Raw genomic sequence first — 16,742 nt, forward strand, 5'->3', positions numbered from 1 at the left:
AGCTGTTTTCCGTTAACTTTTGTGCGCGTTAGCTCGTGTATCTAGCTCTGGTTCTCTTATTACTGTTTTCTTATTTCTGGTAGACCGATACAAAGATAGATAAAAACAAAAATACCACTCTGCGATAAGAGTGGTATTCAAAGATTCATTACTGAAAGTGAGTGCTTGTTATACTTTCTATACTTGCTACAGACGATTCACTCGCGTTGGTAAAAACACCTCACCCAACATGCATCGCACCGAACCACCACCAATGTCTTCAATCGTTTTCACGTTAAATGGCAGCAGCTTGCCGTGTGTCGAAAGCTGAGCTAATTGAGCTGGAGAAAATGCATCGTAAGCCGACTGAGACATCGCGATTACCTTATCGCCATTCACGGTTTCCAATTGCAGAATGTTGCCGCAGAATCGGTTCATCTGATCGATCGAGATCGAGATAACTTGCTTGTCTTTGGCAAGAGATTTCACCACAAAGCGACGTTCAAACTCAGGGATCACTTCATCACAGATCACGCAGAAGTTATCACCAATCGCCATCATCACATTGGTGTGGTAAATCGGCTGACCAGACGGTAACGCAGTTTGGAACGAAACCACGCGAGAATAACCAATACGCTTCGCATAATCTTCTAATACTTCACGGTCGCAACGTTGAGAAAGCGCCGCATAAATCGTCTTATTGATGTGATCGATAACCATCACACCGGTGCTCTCTAGATAAGAACCTTGCGCGATGTAAGACTCTAGAGACTCGCTATGGTTAACAATGCGACCCGACGCTTCTAACGCTTCAATAAGAGCATTTGGCTTAACTTCATTCTGACGGTTTTCACACGCCATAGGGAACGTGAATAAGCTTCCATCACTACAGGTACTAAACCAGTTGTTTGGGAAAACAGCATCCGGCGTTTCAACGCCCAATTCTGGGTAATCAAACTCTACAACTTGCACACCTTCTTTACGCAACGAAGCGACCATAGCCTTAAATTCGGCCATCGTTTCTACCTTCACCTCAGCTTCGGTCAGATTCACTCTGTGCTGAAATTCGTTATCACGTGCTGTTTCTTCGTTAAATTTAAACTCTTTTGGCGGCACCATAACAACGCAATTGGCGTTTTGAACATTAGTAATATGAAGTGATTTTTTGTGTAGGTTTAACATTTCAACCGTCCCTATCTTTTATTTACTTCAGAATTGTAAACAACTTGTTACAATAAGATTCACTGAAAAGAATATTGATTTGAATATTTATCCCAAACAATTACTGCAGATCTTAGATTAATCGGTAATTTTTACTGCAAGATAACAGCACATCAGAAAGAACCAACTGTATGCATATTCGTTAAGTCACTTTATGGATAAATATTCCGATTCCATTTTCTCGCCCATCACGAGTTTTGATTACAATTTAATCCATTTAGCGTTAGGATTATCACCGTTGCATAACAATCAATTACGTTTGAAATCAGCTTAACTTTTCCTGTCTAATTCAATCTAAAATAAGCGTCATGAAAGACACTCTTTGGACCTTTCCTGTATCGCTTAGACAAAGTTTTAGTGTTTTAAAGCCAAGTGCCTAAATAGGCGCTAGAACAAAATCCATCGAATGACTTAATACTGATAAGAACCCATGGGCGCTTATATAATTTCAAACTAAGACAGTTAAATTTCGAATCAAGACCATAAAAACAAAGCTGCACCAACGATGCAGTCGCTTATAGATGCACTAGTTTATAAAGGGAAATCTATGTACAAGAAATTTGAAGGCTTTACTGAAGCCTTTCCAAAGGGAGAGCCGATACAACCTCCTACTGGAATACTGGCATTCTGCCGCCATTACACTCGAGGTTTTGAAAAACCGTTAATCTTGCTCGGCCTAATGAGCATGACCATCGCGATCATCGAAGTCGCGCTGTTCGGTTACATGGGGCAATTGGTCGACTGGCTATCAACAAGCAACCCAGACACTTTCTTAGCAGACAACGAATCGACATTGATGGGGCTCGGTATTCTGCTGTTGGTTGTGATGCCAATCTTGATCAGTGTTTACTCGCTATTGCTTCACCAAACTTTGCTGGGCAACTACCCAATGTCGATTCGTTGGTTAGCACACCGCTACCTTTTGAAGCAAAGCCTGTCCTTCTATCAAGATGACTTCGCCGGACGTGTCGCGACCAAAGTGATGCAAACCTCGCTTGCAGTGCGCGAAACTGTGACCAAGATGGTCGATGTGTTTGTCTACGTGACGGTTTACTTCACGGCGATGCTGTTCATGCTTGCTGAATCAGATTGGCGCTTGATGGCTCCGATGCTGATTTGGCTATTCGTTTACATCGGTATTCAACTGCACTTCGTGCCAAAGCTAAAAGACGTGTCTTCAGAGCAAGCGGATGCTCGTTCACTGATGACAGGTCGTATTGTTGATAGCTACACCAACATCGCGACGGTGAAATTGTTCTCACACAGTAAAAGAGAAACCGAATACGCCGAAGAAGGCATGGAAGGCTTCCTAGATACTGTGCACCGCCAAATGCGCTTGGTAACCGGCTTCAACATCTGCGTGGAATTCGCTAACTATCTATTGGTGTTCAGCATTGCGGGTATCTCTATCTACCTATGGCTAGATAGCGCAATCACCGTGGGTGCAATCGCGATTGCGGTCAGCTTGGCTCTGCGTATTAACGGCATGTCGAAATGGATCATGTGGGAAATTGGTGGTCTGTTTGAGAACCTTGGTACCGTGATTGACGGCATTAAAACTCTGTCTAAGCCTATTGCTATTGAAGACAAGAAAGACGCGAAGCCTCTGGAGGTTCCACAAGGCGGTATCAACTTCGACAATGTAAGCTTTAACTACGGTGAGAATAAGGGGGTGATCAACAACCTAAACCTCAACATCAAACCGGGTGAAAAAGTGGGTTTGGTTGGCCGTTCAGGTGCAGGTAAATCGACCCTAGTTAACTTACTACTGCGTTTCCACGATGTAGAAAGTGGTCGCATCCTGATTGATGACCAAGAGATCTCGAGCGTTACTCAAGATTCTCTGCGTAGCAACATAGGTATGGTGACCCAAGATACCTCACTGCTGCACCGTTCGATCAAAGACAACATTCTTTACGGTCGACCAGAGGCATCAGACGAAGAAGTATACGCGGCAACTAAACAAGCACACGCGCATGAGTTTATCGAAACGCTAACCGACCCGTTTGGCAACATTGGTTACGATGCTCAAGTAGGTGAACGTGGCGTTAAGCTTTCTGGTGGTCAGCGTCAACGTGTCGCTATCTCACGTGTTCTTTTGAAAAATGCACCACTATTGGTTCTCGATGAAGCAACTTCTGCACTCGATTCTGAGGTAGAGGCAGCGATTCAAGAGAGCTTGATTGAGCTAATGGAAGGCAAAACGGTTATTGCGATTGCACACCGCCTGTCGACCATCGCAGCGATGGATCGCCTGATCGTGCTTGATGCCGGCAATATCGTAGAAGAAGGCACGCACCAAGAGCTGATTAACCAGAATGGTATTTATGCGCAGCTATGGAATCACCAAACCGGTGGCTTCATTGCCGATGACCTTGAGCAAGCTACAAACGCTTAATTTTTGTGCTATTTTAAAAGTGCGATGTGATTCACAGCAATTTGTTTATTAGCGGTAAATTACACATGGCAGAATGTTATGTCGTAATTATATAATGACATTAACACCAAAGACGCCTCGCTTGCGCGTTCTGGAATAAGGCTAGACTTCGGGGGGAGGCTAGCCTTTTTTATGCCTGCTATTTGGCGCTCTTTGCTACCTGTCCAATAAACTTCATCGATCCTTTTGTTTTTTTCTTGGCGTTTTTTTCTTAAAATGCGCGCAATATTCTTTCTAGAGATCAACCATGAACAAAAGTGTCTTAACTAACGTTATCGCGTTAGCGCTGCTTGCTGGCGGCTATGCGACAGCAAACCAATACTTGCTTTATGCAGGCCTATTCGCCTTTTCTGGTGCCATCACCAACTGGCTTGCGATTCACATGTTGTTCGAGAAAGTACCCGGCCTATACGGTTCTGGAGTGATTCCAGCGCGCTTTGAAGAGTTCAAGGCAGCCATCAAGCAACTGATGATGGAGCAATTCTTTACAGAAAGTAACATCGACCGCTTCCTAAGCAGCGAGATGACAGGAAAGTCGCTCAATCTAGAGCCTGTGATTCAGAAGATCGACTTTAACCCTGCATTCGACTCACTGGTGCATGTTATCGAGAACTCTCAGTTTGGCGGTATGTTGGCAATGTTTGGTGGCACAGAAGCACTAGAGCCAATGAAAGCGCCGTTTGTTGAGAAGATGCAAGAATCTGTGATTGAAATCAGCAAGAGTGATTCTGTAAAAAATGCCATCAAAGACGAGCTAGAATCGCCTGCGATGATGGATGAAATCAAAGAAAACATTGAGGCGATCATCGATCAGCGCTTGAATGAACTAACACCTAAGCTGGTTAAAGAGATGGTTCAGACCATGATCAAGAAACACCTTGGTTGGTTGGTCGTTTGGGGCGGTGTATTCGGTGGTGTGATTGGCTTAATCTCTGCGGCCATTACGCTTTAAGGCGAACAAGTTTATCGGGTTGCTCTTTATCTGACGCTCAACAAAAAATGGAAGCTTATTGCTTCCATTTTTTATATCTAAATCACGTTGGTAAGCGAAATTAGGCCACTATTTTAGAGTTGCCAACAACTCAGGGTTCACGCCGAAGCCCTTTTTATGCTCTTCAATCACCACTTCACTACGTGTCTGAATCACACCAGGCAAGGTGCCCAACTTCGTTGCCATAAACGCTTGGTACGCCTTCATGTCTTTCACTCGAACCTTGATCATGGTGTCAAAGTCACCCGACAGTGAGTAGCACTCTTCCACCTCAGGCATCATTTCCACGGCTTGGGCAAATTTGTCGAAGATCGAAAAGCTAGTCTGATCGAGACGGATATGGATAAAGACTTGAACATCGAGTCCCAGCTTTTCTGAACAAAGCTCAGCATGATAGCCCGTGATGTAGCCCTCTTTCTCCAATCGCTTGAGTCTATCAGAGCAAGGTGACGTCGTAAGGTTGACCTGTTTTGCCAGTTCAACAACAGGTAAACGCCCTTTCATATGCAGAATTCTTAGTATCTCTTTATCGATACGATCGAGCTGATGCTGAGACATAACATTCCTTAAACATTCTAAATTCCGCTCAGTATATTCCATACCAAGTGCAATCGAAGAAAACCTCGCTCACACATTTAAAAACTAAATGCACGGATGATATTCACGCCAGATATAAACACATACAAATAGATAAGAACCCTTATAAATCAAACTCTGGTTATTAACAAATTATTATAGAAATGACCCGATTAACAAATAAGTTGAGCCGGAAACGAAAGAAAGGATATAGGCCAAAGTGAATAATAGAATTATCAAAGAGAAAGGATGACTCTATTATGAAAACGCAAGAACTCGCATATAAACCTTACGGTATTGGTTCATGGACACACGTAACGGTATCAAAAGATGTTGCTCAGGCACTAGCAAATGAATACTCAAACTATGGTTGGGATGTGAAGATTGATGGCGACGCCATTGTTGCCGAACTAGCACTCAAAGCCGCATAGAAACGCAAAAACCTCCTAAAACGGAGGTTTTTTGATCTAAGTTAGTGAGCGCTTACTGTAAGTTAAGCTAAACCAATTTGGGGTACAGTACTTCCTGTTTCGCAACGACAATTGCACGTGCGGCAGAAGTGCTGAGTTTCCATATCGTAGTACAGGTTTCCACTAAATAGTTTTGACGTCCATTGCATCATACGGCCAGAAGCTGTCTCGGGCTCTGATTCACAACGTTTCATTATAGACTTATGTAGTGTTGTTTTTTTACATCCTTTGCAATAGAGATCAGGCATACCTTTGTCCTATAGGTCTTTAGTGGTTACTGACAATTGACACATCATGTCCAATTCGGTTCCACAATTCACCGAGCTAATGACAAAAGTGAGCGCCAAGTTCAAAAAATAGCCATTTTTCTATTTTATTTTTTGACATCAAACGCCACCAACAAGACAGACCTTTCATTTCTCGCTCAAGATCCTTCGCTTTCGATTTACATTGTAAACCCCCATTTCAATATCAGAAAACCTCGAATAAACTTAATTTGAAATAAGACAAAGGTCGTACTCACATAAAAAAATAGAGCCACCGAAGTGACTCTATTGTTCATGTCTTTTGCTAATTCATTGGTATTTTTACAATGTAAATTAGTCTAGCTCAACAAGGTTCTTCTCGAACTCAGCGTGTTGCTTCTTAACTTCGTCTTCAGGCTCGCCCGTAATTAGACTCACGATAACGATAGAAAGAGTCGATAGGATGATTCCCGGTACGATTTCGTACACATCGAACCAACCGCCCGTGAACTGTTTCCAAAGTACGATAGTCACACCACCAACCACGATACCCGCGAGAGCGCCGTTACGGTTCATACGAGACCAGTACAGGCTCAATACAATAGCTGGGCCGAATGCAGCACCAAAACCAGCCCATGCGTAAGACACAAGGCCAAGTACTGAACTGTCTGGCGTCATCGCTAGTACAAGTGCAATCAGAGAGATTAGGATAACCGCGAAACGGCCTACACGAACAATCTCTTCTGACGTAGCGTCTTTCTTCAGAACTTGCTTATACAGATCTTCTGCCATTGCAGATGAAGAAACAAGAAGTTGTGAATCCGCAGTACTCATGATTGCCGCTAGGATTGCAGCAAGTAAGATACCTGCGATTACTGGGTGGAACATCGCGTTCACAAGAAGCATGAAGATCTTCTCGCCATCGTCTAGCTTAGGTGCGCCCGAGTTCGTCACGTAGATTAGACCAACCAGACCAACCAGCATTGCACCAATCATAGACAGTGCAGTCCATACCACCGCGATACGACGCGCGGTTGTTAGGTCTTTGTTGCTACGTGTTGCTTTGAAACGAGCAAGGATGTGTGGCTGACCGAAGTAACCTAGACCCCATGCCGCTAGCGAGATGATCGCGATAGCAGAAAGTGGCTCACCTTTCACATCATTCCATAGCGTGAGAAGCTCTGGGTTGATGTTGTGAAGATCAGTCGATAGCTGACCAAGACCACCGTTCATCGCTGCGATTGGTACAATCAATAGCGCAGCAGACATCAGCAGACCTTGAACCAAATCCGTCCAAGATACCGCAAGGAAACCACCAAATAGCGTGTAAGAAACCACACATACTGTACCGATGATTACCGCTGTTGTGTAATCTAGGCCGAATACTGTTTCAAACAATTTACCACCCGCTACCAAGCCTGAACTTGTGTAGAAAAGGAAGAATAAAAGGATAAAGAAAGCAGAAATTGTTTGGATCAGCTTAGAGTTATCATTGAAGCGACGAGATAGGAACTCAGGCAACGTCAGTGATTCAGTTGTAATACTGTAAGTACGCAGACGCTTAGCACTGATTAACCAGTTAGCCCAAGTACCCACAAGTAGACCACCAGCAAGCCAGAATGCTTCAAAGCCAGCAGCGTAAGCGTAACCTGGTAGGCCAAGTAGCAACCAACCACTCATGTCTGATGCACCAGCAGAAAGTGCAGCGGGCCATGGACCTAACGAACGACCACCTAGGAAGTAGTCAGTTGAGTTAGATGTACGTTTGTAAGCAATAACACCGATTGCCAGCATCATAATTAGATACGCAATGAACGTCGTCGTTATTGCAAAACTGTTTTCTATCATTTGATAGTCCTCATTTTGTAGAAAGCCTTCCATGCCTAATTCAATGCAAAGCACTCACCGTAAAGGCAAGCGAGTGCATTGAGTTAGGTATTGAGGCTCCAAGGCACTATGAGTTAAATCCAAAGATGGTGAAACCAACAATGGATAAAACAAAAGTGTTTAGAGCCAATGTTACTGAAGGTTAGTGAGCTTCGCTTCCAAGTTCGAGCAAGGTCGCGTTACCGCCCACGGCTGTTATATTTATAGTTCGCGTACGCTCGGTAATGAAGCGCAGCGATAGGTGTGGATCATTAGCAACATTCATTGCCGTTAGATCCGTTTCAGCTACTAAACCGACGATTGCACCGTCACGCTTAGCAAGTTGTAAATTGATAGCTTGAGCCGTTTGTGAATTACCCACGTAACCCGCACTTCGTACATCGCAAGACAGCAGCTGTTGAGCAGCGTCGTGCGAGGCAACCTGTACCAAGTTAGTTGGTAGATTCGCTTGTTTCGCGGCGTCAGCAATTAAGGTATTGAACTGCACGTCATCACTGCACAGTTGCACGCTGTTACCCGCTAATAGTGCTGCGGTAATCATCGCGGTTGCTGTTTGCAGTGCTGGCACTTTCTCTTCGCAATCATCAACAATCACCAAAGCCACGCCACGACCTGCAGCATACAGCTCATTGGTTTCGCCCGTAGGCCCCGCCATGAGGTGATGCTCAGAAAGCAGTGCAGACGCTTGCTCTAGATGATAAGTCGCCACAGCTGCCAAAGGCGCAGATTGGCTTTCGATCTCTGATTTGAATGAAAGTACCTGAGCACTCTTATGATCAAAATCGGTAAGATTCCATTGTTCCCACGCTAACAAAGCATCAGAAAAACCTGTCACTTGATGAACCATGATACTGCTCCTTATGCCTTGTCTTGTGATTGAGAAAACTGAACATCAGTAAAGCGATATAGGTAGTGAGGACCACCCGCTTTAGGGCCTGTACCCGACAAGCCTTGACCACCAAATGGTTGAACACCAACAACAGCGCCCACTTGGTCACGGTTGATGTAACAGTTACCCACACGAACGTGTTTTTCGATCCAACGGTAAGTTGTCTCGTTACGGCTGTGGATACCCATAGTTAAGCCAAAGCCCGTTTGGTTAATTTGGTCTACCACTTGCGCTAACTCACTCGCCTTGAAGCGAACGATGTGCAGCACAGGACCAAACTGCTCTTCTTTCAAGCAACTGATGTCATCGATTTCAAAAGCACTTGGTGGAACAAAGTCACCATGTTCACAATCCGTACCTAGAGAAAGTTGAGCCACCTTCTTCTGGGTATTGGTCATGTTTTCTAAGTGTGCCATTAGCTTCTGTTTCGCGTTTTGGTCGATAACAGGGCCGACATCGGTTTTATGAAGATGTGGAATGCCAACACTCAGCTCATCCATTGCACCGTGAATCAATGCAATCACGCGGTCTGCGATGTCTTCTTGGATATAAAGCACACGCAGTGCAGAACAACGTTGACCTGCAGAAGCGAATGCCGAACGAATAACATCACGGACTACCTGTTCAGGCAGTGCGGTACTGTCGACGATCATCGCATTCTGACCACCGGTTTCCGCGATAAACGGAACAGGCTTAGCGTTACGACTCGCCAATGACACGTTGATACGTTGTGCTGTTGGTGTTGACCCCGTAAAGGCAACGCCCGCAATCGCATCATGACTGGTTAGCGCACTGCCGATCTCAGCGCCACGACCCGGTAGTAACTGAATCGTGCCAGCAGGGAAACCCGCTTCATTCATCAATTCCACTGCGCGAGCTGCAATTAAGCTTGTTTGTTCTGCAGGCTTAGCCACAACCGTGTTACCCGCAACTAAAGCTGCTGTAATTTGGCCAAGGAAAATCGCCAATGGGAAGTTCCAAGGGCTGATACAAACGAATACACCACGACCTTGTCGCGAAGCGATTCGAGTTAGACCATCAAAGCCTTTTAGCTCAAAACCTTGTAGGTTGTTCGCTTGTTTTGCGTAGTAACGACAGAAGTCGACCGCTTCACGCACTTCATCAATGCTGTCGTGAATTGTCTTACCCGCTTCTTGATGACAAATTGCCACCAGCTCAGCCAGGTTTTCTTCCATCAGATCCGCCAGCTTCTCAAGCGCAGCGGCTTTGGTTTCAACCGATGTCGCATTCCAATCAGCAAATGCGGCGTCTGCACCAGTGATCGCTGCGGAAACATGATCAAGGTTTGCAAAAGCCACCTGACCCACGCTAATACGACGATCGTAAGGTGCTGTTACTTGTTCAACATTCTGATCAGCCTTGATCATGCTTTCGGCAAGAGATTCGCCGTTGATCACAGGTCCAGCAGTCCATTGATTGTTCAAAAAGCCTTTTACTTGCTCTTCAAACTGATGCGCTTCGCTCTCGATATCAATGTTCACACCGTATGAGTTCTTACGCTCAGGGAATACCGCTGGCGGCAGAGGAATCTTAGTGTTGTTCAACGTATCGAATGCCAAAAGCATGTCGACTGGATGCTGTGTTAGCTCTGCTACAGGGCAACGAGCATCAACCAAACGGTGTACAAACGAGCTGTTTGCACCATTCTCTAACAGACGACGTACTAGGTATGGCAGTAGATCTTTATGGCTACCAACTGGCGCGTAAATACGTACCGACTGTTGGTAAGCTTCCATTGCATGGTTGTAAAGTGAATCACCCATGCCGTGTAAGCGTTGGAATTCAAAGTCTTTATGGTCTGTCATCACTGCAATAGCGGAAACCGTATGAGCATTGTGGCTAGCAAACTGCGGGAAGATATTGCCACGAACACTTGGGCTCAATAGATAACGCGCACACGCTAGGTAGGCTACATCAGTCGCTTCTTTGCGAGTGTAAACAGGGTAGTTATCGAAACCAGCTTGTTGTGACCATTTGATCTCACTATCCCAGTAAGCACCTTTAACTAGGCGAAGTGGGATTAAGTCACCCTGCTCTTTTGCTAGGCGGTTTAGCCAAACTAGAACCGGTAACGCACGCTTTGAATACGCTTGAATAACCAGACCAAACTTGCCCCAGCCTTTCACTAGCTCGCTGCGATACAGTTTTTCGAATAACTTAAGCGAAAGCTCTAGGCGATCCGCTTCTTCTGCATCAATCGTGATCGCAACATCAAGCTCAATCGCACGGCGCAGTAACTGCTCTAGCGTGTCGCATAGCTCAGTCAGTACGCGGTCTTCGTTCGCCACTTCGTAACGAGGATGAAGTGCAGAAAGCTTGATAGACACAGATGGCGCTGGGCTAGATTTTGAAGAGACATAAGTGTCTCGACCTACGGCTTCAATCGCCATTAGGTAATCTTTAAAGTACTTATTTGCGTCAGCTGTGGTCAGTGCTGCTTCACCTAGCATGTCGTATGAGTAGGTAAAGCCTTTGTCGCGCATCGACTTACCGTTCTTTTGCGCTTCAGCAATGCTGCGGCCAAGAACAAATTGGTGACCCATCACTTTCATCGCTTGGTGCATCGCTTTACGAATTACCGGCTCAGAAAGCTTGTTCACTAAACGGTTAACCGCTTGTCCAGCACTCTGCTCGTTCGATGAAAGTCCAACCACCTTGCCTGTTAGCATTAAGCCCCAAGTTGAAGCGTTAACAAAAACCGAATCAGAATTCTTTAGGTGAGACTTCCAATCCGCAACGCTTAGCTTGTCGCGAATCAGTGCATCAGCCGTTGCTGAATCAGGAATACGCATCAAGGCTTCCGCCAGACACATCAGCAAGATGCCCTCTTGAGTATCTAAGCTGTATTCAAGCAACAGTGCATCGATCATCTGGATAGAAGTCTTATCCGCACGGATAGCTTCGATCAAAGAAGTCGTTTTGTCTGTGATTTGCTGCTTTTCAGACTCAGAAGGGGTAGCTAGTGGCAGAAGTTGCTCTAGCCATTGGGTTTCATCCACCATATATAATGGTGAGATAAGCGTCCAAAGATCAGCAAGCGACTGCTCATTGAATTCTGGCTTTAACACATCAGTAGCTGTAAACATGCGTTTTCCTTAATCTCACACCCGAAAAGAGTTCGGGATCTCTACAATGGCTGCAGTGTATTTAGAGTATATAAGGATTACTTGTCAAAAACTCCGAGTTTTTTGCTAAAAACTCGCTTTATTAACAAAACAAACACAAGGTCACATATGAAACTTTAAAATAATATGCCGTTTTGTTTCACTATTTAACAGAAATTTTCTTTTTGTATTGGGATGGTGACATGCCTTGAAGGCGTGAAAAGGTGTGAGTAAAGGAAGATTGACCGGAGAAACCAGCCAGTTCAGCGACCTGACCAAGGCTTAGATTACCTTGTTCAATTAAACGACGAGAACGGTCGATGCGCTTGCCAAGAACGTACTGGTGAGGGGTAATGCCCATTTGCTCTTTGAATAACATATGGAACTGGCTTTCACCCAAGAACACACTACCCGCAAGCTGCGCGACGGAGATCTTGTTTGCTAAATGCTGTTCTATGTAGCGATCCAACGCTTCAAGATCAAAGCGTGAATCTTTGATTGAGGTTTCAAATGCCGAGATGTGCCTTTGCATCAATGCAATCACCGTATCATTGCACGCACGGCTTAATAACAGATCATCAGGACTGGCCTGCATCTCTTGCACCAACATATGGATAAGCTTTTGAATTTGCGCATCTAATTGGAAGTAGACGTTCGATGATTCTAACTGGTTAATCTTCTCTAGCATCAGAGGGTCATCATCGGTTGGCATAGGCATGTTGAGCACGAGAATATCCGACTGACCAACCACACCACCGAAAGCATGATCAGAGCTCGCTGTCACCACACAACCTTGTCCTGGGCCAACAAGATTCCCCTTACCACTCACTTCAAATTCCGCCTGACCTTTTAAACCAATCACCACCTGAGAATAGTGGTGATCGTGGCAATCCATATGCGATGGCAAAGTGATGATCTCAGCAGGACGAGGGCCAGTAAGGCCGAGCGGAGAAAGGTCTAGGTTAGGAAAGGGTAAAGGTTTAGACATGACAGAAAAATACTCGGGTCAACATAGTAAGAATAATACTCTTAAATGCGCATAAGATGAATTTGTAAATGCTCATGAGAGTTATTTGCTCGCGAGAATAAAAAGATCATCATCGCGATCATCATGATCATGCCTCCGGAAAGATGATCAAGAGCGTACAAACTACGGGCATTGTAAAACCAATCGTTCCGGCGAATTTAGGGGCTTCACAAGCAATCACACAAGCACGAAAAACCATGTGGTCAATAAATGCTTTTTCACGCCAACATAATGAATAAATTTTCTTATATAGCTCAAATAATTGGCTATAAGCCTGTAAAAAGTGTATCCGAAGTACCGAAACTTGGCTTTTGAGTAGATTGGATAGCAATAAAACGGTATAAAGACGGGTACTGTGTTAATTGCTAATAACTAGTGACTCACAACTAGGAAGTAGACACTTTATTAACGAGCCAATTTTCAATCTACAAGTTGCAGGGACCTATGACTAACTTTCGAATTTCAGCGCTTTTACTTGCGCTATCCCCACTTTGGGTATCTGCATCGGTATCCGCTGAAGAACTGAATCAAGTCGATCCCGTTTCAGCTATCGATGCAAAGCTAACAGAGAAAAACTCAGATATTGAGCGTATTTCAGCAACCAAAGTATCGGCGACTGAAAACCTAAAACAACTTCAAAACAAGAACAGCAAGTTGTTGCGCGAAGGTGAAGAACTTAAGGCAAAACGTAACAGAGCCAAGTCTGTACTCGACAAACAGTACAGTCGCTTGCTTGAAGATCCAGAAACAGATTTAGTCTCTTTCCAGAAAAGTTACCAAGACGCTTGGGCTGCGGTTAAAGAGAATCAATCGTCTCAGCTAGATAACGAACAAGCGATCAACGAGAGCGAAATTCACCTTTCTCAAATCAAGCAAAAGCAAGCTCGCCTGAATAATGAGCTGGCAAACTTGAGAGAGTCAAAAGTTGAAGCTCGCGTAAAACGTATCGCAACAGAACTGCGTGAAAGTGCGGTGCTTGAAACCAGCTATACCACCACATGTTCATCAACAATGACACTTGGTGAGTGTACTGCACAGGGTAAACACCTGACCAATCAAAAAGCCGTGCAAACGTTCAAGAGCCAATTACTTGAGCAGCTCACAGAAAGCACACTTGCGAAGCAAAACTTACAAGGTGTTCAGCTGAATATCCATGTTCAAGACAGCCAAGCGATCAAGAGCGGCTTCTCTGGTAACAACTCTTACTTCATGCAGATGCAAGCTCAACTTCAAGCAAAACCTGAAGCAGTTGCAGCATGTAACCTATTGAATGTTTCGACTCGCTACTGTTTAACAGGCAGTGACGCAGCAGTCGTTAAGAAGAGTGACAAACAGTGGGCTAACGTGACGGTACGTTCTGATCAGTACAACGACTCAGTAACCATCAACGGCATTAAGTATGGCAGCACCCCTCTTGAGGTTGTGCTACCAAGTGGTCGTCACCAAGTAACCATTTCAAAACAAGGTTACGAGTCTTACAACCGCACAGTTACCATCAACGGCAGCGACACGATTTGGGTTAAGCTTCTTCCTAGCAAAGAAAGCTAAACACCCTTTGTATATAGAGCCTGAGCCAATTCAAAACGCTTAGCTCGATATCAGATAGCCGTGCCTATTTCACAAAGCTGAATGAACACTCGCCATTTTGTTGATAGTTATAAACTGTATGATCGTTACAAATTTGTATGGTCGTTATAACCTTGTTTTATCGTTATAAACAGTAGCTGCAGACGAAATGGCGTTCTCGTTTAGAATATTCGATTAACCTAAATTACGATTGAAGTAGCCCATCATGCGCCAAGGTCTTCCTACTCTATTATTTGCACTTGCTCCATGCTTAATGACGCCAGCTGTTTTTGCTGAGGCAACACCACCAGCGATCGCGTCATCTGTCACCGACATTGAAAGCTCACTTTTTGAAAAGCATGCCGACTTAACGGCTGTTGAAAAGAAATTAGCCGACAAACAAAACGAAGTCGACAATCAGGCGCAGCAAACGGCACGTCTAGCTGAGTTATCAGCTCAAGCAGAGCAAACACTCGCAAAGGCAAAAGCCAGCCTAGAGCAAGATTACACGCGCATGATTGATGATCCCGATTTCGATATCTCGCTTGCTCAAAAACGCTTCCAAGACGCTTGGAAAACCGTAAAAGAAGGCAAACTTGCGATTTCAGACTCAGAGCAAAAGCAGCAAGGCTTGATGATGGAGCTTGAGGCTATCCAAGCCGAGAAAGCCGCGGCAGAAGCTTCAATCGCAAGCCTAAACCAAGACAAGCTAAGAGCAAGAGCAGAGCGACTAAGATACGAGATCACTCAGACGGAAGAGCAAACTGTTAGCTTTACCAACCGTTGCAGCAGCGATATGACACTGGCGCAGTGTTCAGACCAAACGGTGACTTTGGCACTTCAAAAAGCGGTAAAACAATTCCAACACAGCCTAATCGATAACGCGACTGAATCGAAAACAGTGAAAGAGCACCTTGCGTCTGCTTCGCTGAACATTCACGTTCTGCAACACAAAGTGAAATCCTCTGGCTTCTCTGAAGATAACCGTTACCGAGCGGTGATTGCGGCGAACCTAGAAACTCGTCCAGATAAGAACACACCTTGTCGCCTGCTTGGTATTCAGTCATCAAACTGTTTCACACAAAGCGAGCAACAAGCCAACGACCAGCAAAAAGAAGTTGCTTGGGTTAACTTGGTGGTGCGTTCAAATCAATACAACGACAATGTTTCTATCAACGGCGTGAACTATGGCAGTACACCGGTTGAAGTGATGTTACCGACGGGCCAACACATGGTCACGATCGAAAAAGAAGGCTACCTTTCTTTCCATCAAGAGCTGAAGATAGCCCGCGATCACAACCTACGAGCCGTATTGCAAGCGAAACAGAATTCATTAAATGTCGGCACCAAGTTTGCCGATCCGATGGGTAACGACATTCAGAGCCCTGAAATGATTGTTGTCGGCTCGGGTCGCTACCTACTGGGTGAAAATAACGCACAACAAGTGACGATCAAACAGCCGTTTGCATTAGCCGCAACACCAACCCGTGTTCAAGACTTCAAAGCATTCGTAAAAAACACAGGCTACCAGACAGACGCTGAGCTGATGAACACCTGCGATACATTCGTCAATGCAGAGATCACAACCGTTTCAGATAAAGACTGGCAGAACCCAGGCTTTAAGCAAGCTAATAACTCACCGGTAGTTTGTGTTAGCCAAAACGATGCCAAAGCTTATACACGTTGGTTATCTAAAAACACCGGCTTCACTTACCGCTTGCCAACACCACAAGAGTGGGAAGCTGCAGCAAGAGCTGGCCAAGACACCAACTTCTGGTGGGGCAATGAATTCCGTTCAGGCAAAGCCAACACTGGCTGGGCGGGTACACCATGGTCAAACGTTAGTACATCTCCGGTTAAGTCATTCCAACCAACACCAACAGGCTTCTACGACATGGTGGGTAATGTATGGGAATGGACAACCGTTCAGAAAGGCCTAGCGAAAGGTGGCGCGTGGAGCTTCTCTCCTGAAGAAGCAAAAGTGTTTAACGAACTGTACGTACCGCCTTCAACGGCAGCGAACTATCTAGGATTCCGAGTAGTACGAGAGCTGTAGGCTCCCAGTCATAGGCTCAGAACCCCAAATATTTACTCTAGGTTCTCAATTATCACATTGAGCAACATTTATAGGGGAATTCCCCCCTTATGCATAAGCACTCCTAGGAGTAGATTCGTCGATAGAGTAGTAAGTCACTCTGGGTATCAAATTGATGCCTCAGTTTAATTTACCTGACCCTCGTAAATTAGACTGAAAATCTTCTACATGTCGACAAGGCATATCTTGTCTTTAGCCAGCCCCTCTTCAGGCTGGCTTTTTTTTGGTTCATCG

Annotated in this window: 11 protein-coding genes; 5 read left to right on the forward strand and 6 right to left on the reverse strand. The window is 45.0% G+C overall.

Going from position 1 to position 16,742, the window contains the following annotated elements:
* Nucleotides 1-186: 186 nt before the first annotated feature.
* Nucleotides 187-1,161, reverse strand: coding sequence for an arginine deiminase-related protein (locus AB4558_RS09650; protein ID WP_017061193.1), 975 nt, complete (start codon nt 1,159-1,161; stop codon nt 187-189).
* A 586-nt stretch (nt 1,162-1,747) separates the two neighbouring features.
* Between AB4558_RS09650 and AB4558_RS09655 the strand changes: the two genes are divergently transcribed.
* The gene (locus AB4558_RS09655) at nt 1,748-3,598 is read left to right on the forward strand and encodes an ABC transporter ATP-binding protein (protein ID WP_102393785.1); all 1,851 of its coding nucleotides are present in this window, start codon (nt 1,748-1,750) and stop codon (nt 3,596-3,598) included.
* A gap of 286 nt (nt 3,599-3,884) precedes the next feature.
* The gene (locus AB4558_RS09660) at nt 3,885-4,589 is read left to right on the forward strand and encodes a hypothetical protein (RefSeq protein ID WP_017065155.1); all 705 of its coding nucleotides are present in this window, start codon (nt 3,885-3,887) and stop codon (nt 4,587-4,589) included.
* A gap of 108 nt (nt 4,590-4,697) precedes the next feature.
* On the opposite strand, the gene AB4558_RS09665 is transcribed toward AB4558_RS09660, so the two are convergent.
* The gene (locus AB4558_RS09665; RefSeq protein ID WP_004732526.1) at nt 4,698-5,186 is read right to left on the reverse strand and encodes an Lrp/AsnC family transcriptional regulator; all 489 of its coding nucleotides are present in this window, start codon (nt 5,184-5,186) and stop codon (nt 4,698-4,700) included.
* Nucleotides 5,187-5,464: 278 nt separating this feature from the next.
* Between AB4558_RS09665 and AB4558_RS09670 the strand changes: the two genes are divergently transcribed.
* Nucleotides 5,465-5,635, forward strand: coding sequence for a hypothetical protein (locus tag AB4558_RS09670; protein ID WP_017061196.1), 171 nt, complete (start codon nt 5,465-5,467; stop codon nt 5,633-5,635).
* A 638-nt stretch (nt 5,636-6,273) separates the two neighbouring features.
* Here AB4558_RS09670 and putP read toward each other — a convergent pair.
* The 4 genes from putP to AB4558_RS09690 form a co-directional block, all read right to left on the reverse strand.
* Nucleotides 6,274-7,800 carry a sodium/proline symporter PutP gene (gene putP / locus AB4558_RS09675; RefSeq protein WP_372158736.1) on the reverse strand — a complete coding sequence of 509 codons (1,527 nt, stop codon included), beginning with the start codon at nt 7,798-7,800 and terminating at the stop codon, nt 6,274-6,276.
* A 148-nt stretch (nt 7,801-7,948) separates the two neighbouring features.
* Nucleotides 7,949-8,653, reverse strand: coding sequence for a 1-pyrroline-5-carboxylate dehydrogenase (locus tag AB4558_RS09680; RefSeq protein WP_372158738.1), 705 nt, complete (start codon nt 8,651-8,653; stop codon nt 7,949-7,951).
* 11 nt (nt 8,654-8,664) lie between these two features.
* Entirely contained in the window at nt 8,665-11,802 is a 3,138-nt protein-coding gene (putA, locus tag AB4558_RS09685; protein ID WP_372158740.1) for a bifunctional proline dehydrogenase/L-glutamate gamma-semialdehyde dehydrogenase PutA, read from the reverse strand.
* Between the two features lie 181 nt (nt 11,803-11,983).
* On the reverse strand, nt 11,984-12,808 hold the full coding sequence (locus AB4558_RS09690) for an AraC family transcriptional regulator (protein ID WP_017065150.1): 825 nt from the start codon (nt 12,806-12,808) through the stop codon (nt 11,984-11,986).
* A 483-nt stretch (nt 12,809-13,291) separates the two neighbouring features.
* Here AB4558_RS09690 and AB4558_RS09695 point away from each other — a divergent pair, with 483 nt between their 5' ends.
* Together AB4558_RS09695 and AB4558_RS09700 are read left to right on the forward strand one after the other, a co-directional pair.
* A complete protein-coding gene (locus AB4558_RS09695; protein WP_372075041.1) occupies nt 13,292-14,395 on the forward strand; it encodes a PEGA domain-containing protein in 1,104 nt (367 codons plus the stop codon).
* Between the two features lie 244 nt (nt 14,396-14,639).
* Nucleotides 14,640-16,469: an SUMF1/EgtB/PvdO family nonheme iron enzyme gene (locus AB4558_RS09700; protein WP_372075040.1), complete on the forward strand. Its 1,830-nt coding sequence runs from the start codon at nt 14,640-14,642 to the stop codon at nt 16,467-16,469.
* The last annotated feature ends 273 nt before the right edge of the window (nt 16,470-16,742 follow it).

The sequence above is a fragment of the Vibrio sp. 10N.222.51.C5 genome, from assembly GCF_041474575.1.
GTDB classification, from domain to species: domain Bacteria; phylum Pseudomonadota; class Gammaproteobacteria; order Enterobacterales; family Vibrionaceae; genus Vibrio; species Vibrio crassostreae_C.

What these genes read in the sequence shown, in the direction of transcription:
- AB4558_RS09650 (WP_017061193.1), bottom strand. Translation starts at nt 1,161, where the DNA reads ATGTTAAACCTACACAAAAAATCACTTCATATTACTAATGTTCAAAAC.
- AB4558_RS09655 (WP_102393785.1), top strand. Translation starts at nt 1,748, where the DNA reads ATGTACAAGAAATTTGAAGGCTTTACTGAAGCCTTTCCAAAGGGAGAG.
- AB4558_RS09660 (WP_017065155.1), top strand. Translation starts at nt 3,885, where the DNA reads ATGAACAAAAGTGTCTTAACTAACGTTATCGCGTTAGCGCTGCTTGCT.
- AB4558_RS09665 (WP_004732526.1), bottom strand. Translation starts at nt 5,186, where the DNA reads ATGTCTCAGCATCAGCTCGATCGTATCGATAAAGAGATACTAAGAATT.
- AB4558_RS09670 (WP_017061196.1), top strand. Translation starts at nt 5,465, where the DNA reads ATGAAAACGCAAGAACTCGCATATAAACCTTACGGTATTGGTTCATGG.
- putP (WP_372158736.1), bottom strand. Translation starts at nt 7,800, where the DNA reads ATGGAAGGCTTTCTACAAAATGAGGACTATCAAATGATAGAAAACAGT.
- AB4558_RS09680 (WP_372158738.1), bottom strand. Translation starts at nt 8,653, where the DNA reads ATGGTTCATCAAGTGACAGGTTTTTCTGATGCTTTGTTAGCGTGGGAA.
- putA (WP_372158740.1), bottom strand. Translation starts at nt 11,802, where the DNA reads ATGTTTACAGCTACTGATGTGTTAAAGCCAGAATTCAATGAGCAGTCG.
- AB4558_RS09690 (WP_017065150.1), bottom strand. Translation starts at nt 12,808, where the DNA reads ATGTCTAAACCTTTACCCTTTCCTAACCTAGACCTTTCTCCGCTCGGC.
- AB4558_RS09695 (WP_372075041.1), top strand. Translation starts at nt 13,292, where the DNA reads ATGACTAACTTTCGAATTTCAGCGCTTTTACTTGCGCTATCCCCACTT.
- AB4558_RS09700 (WP_372075040.1), top strand. Translation starts at nt 14,640, where the DNA reads ATGCGCCAAGGTCTTCCTACTCTATTATTTGCACTTGCTCCATGCTTA.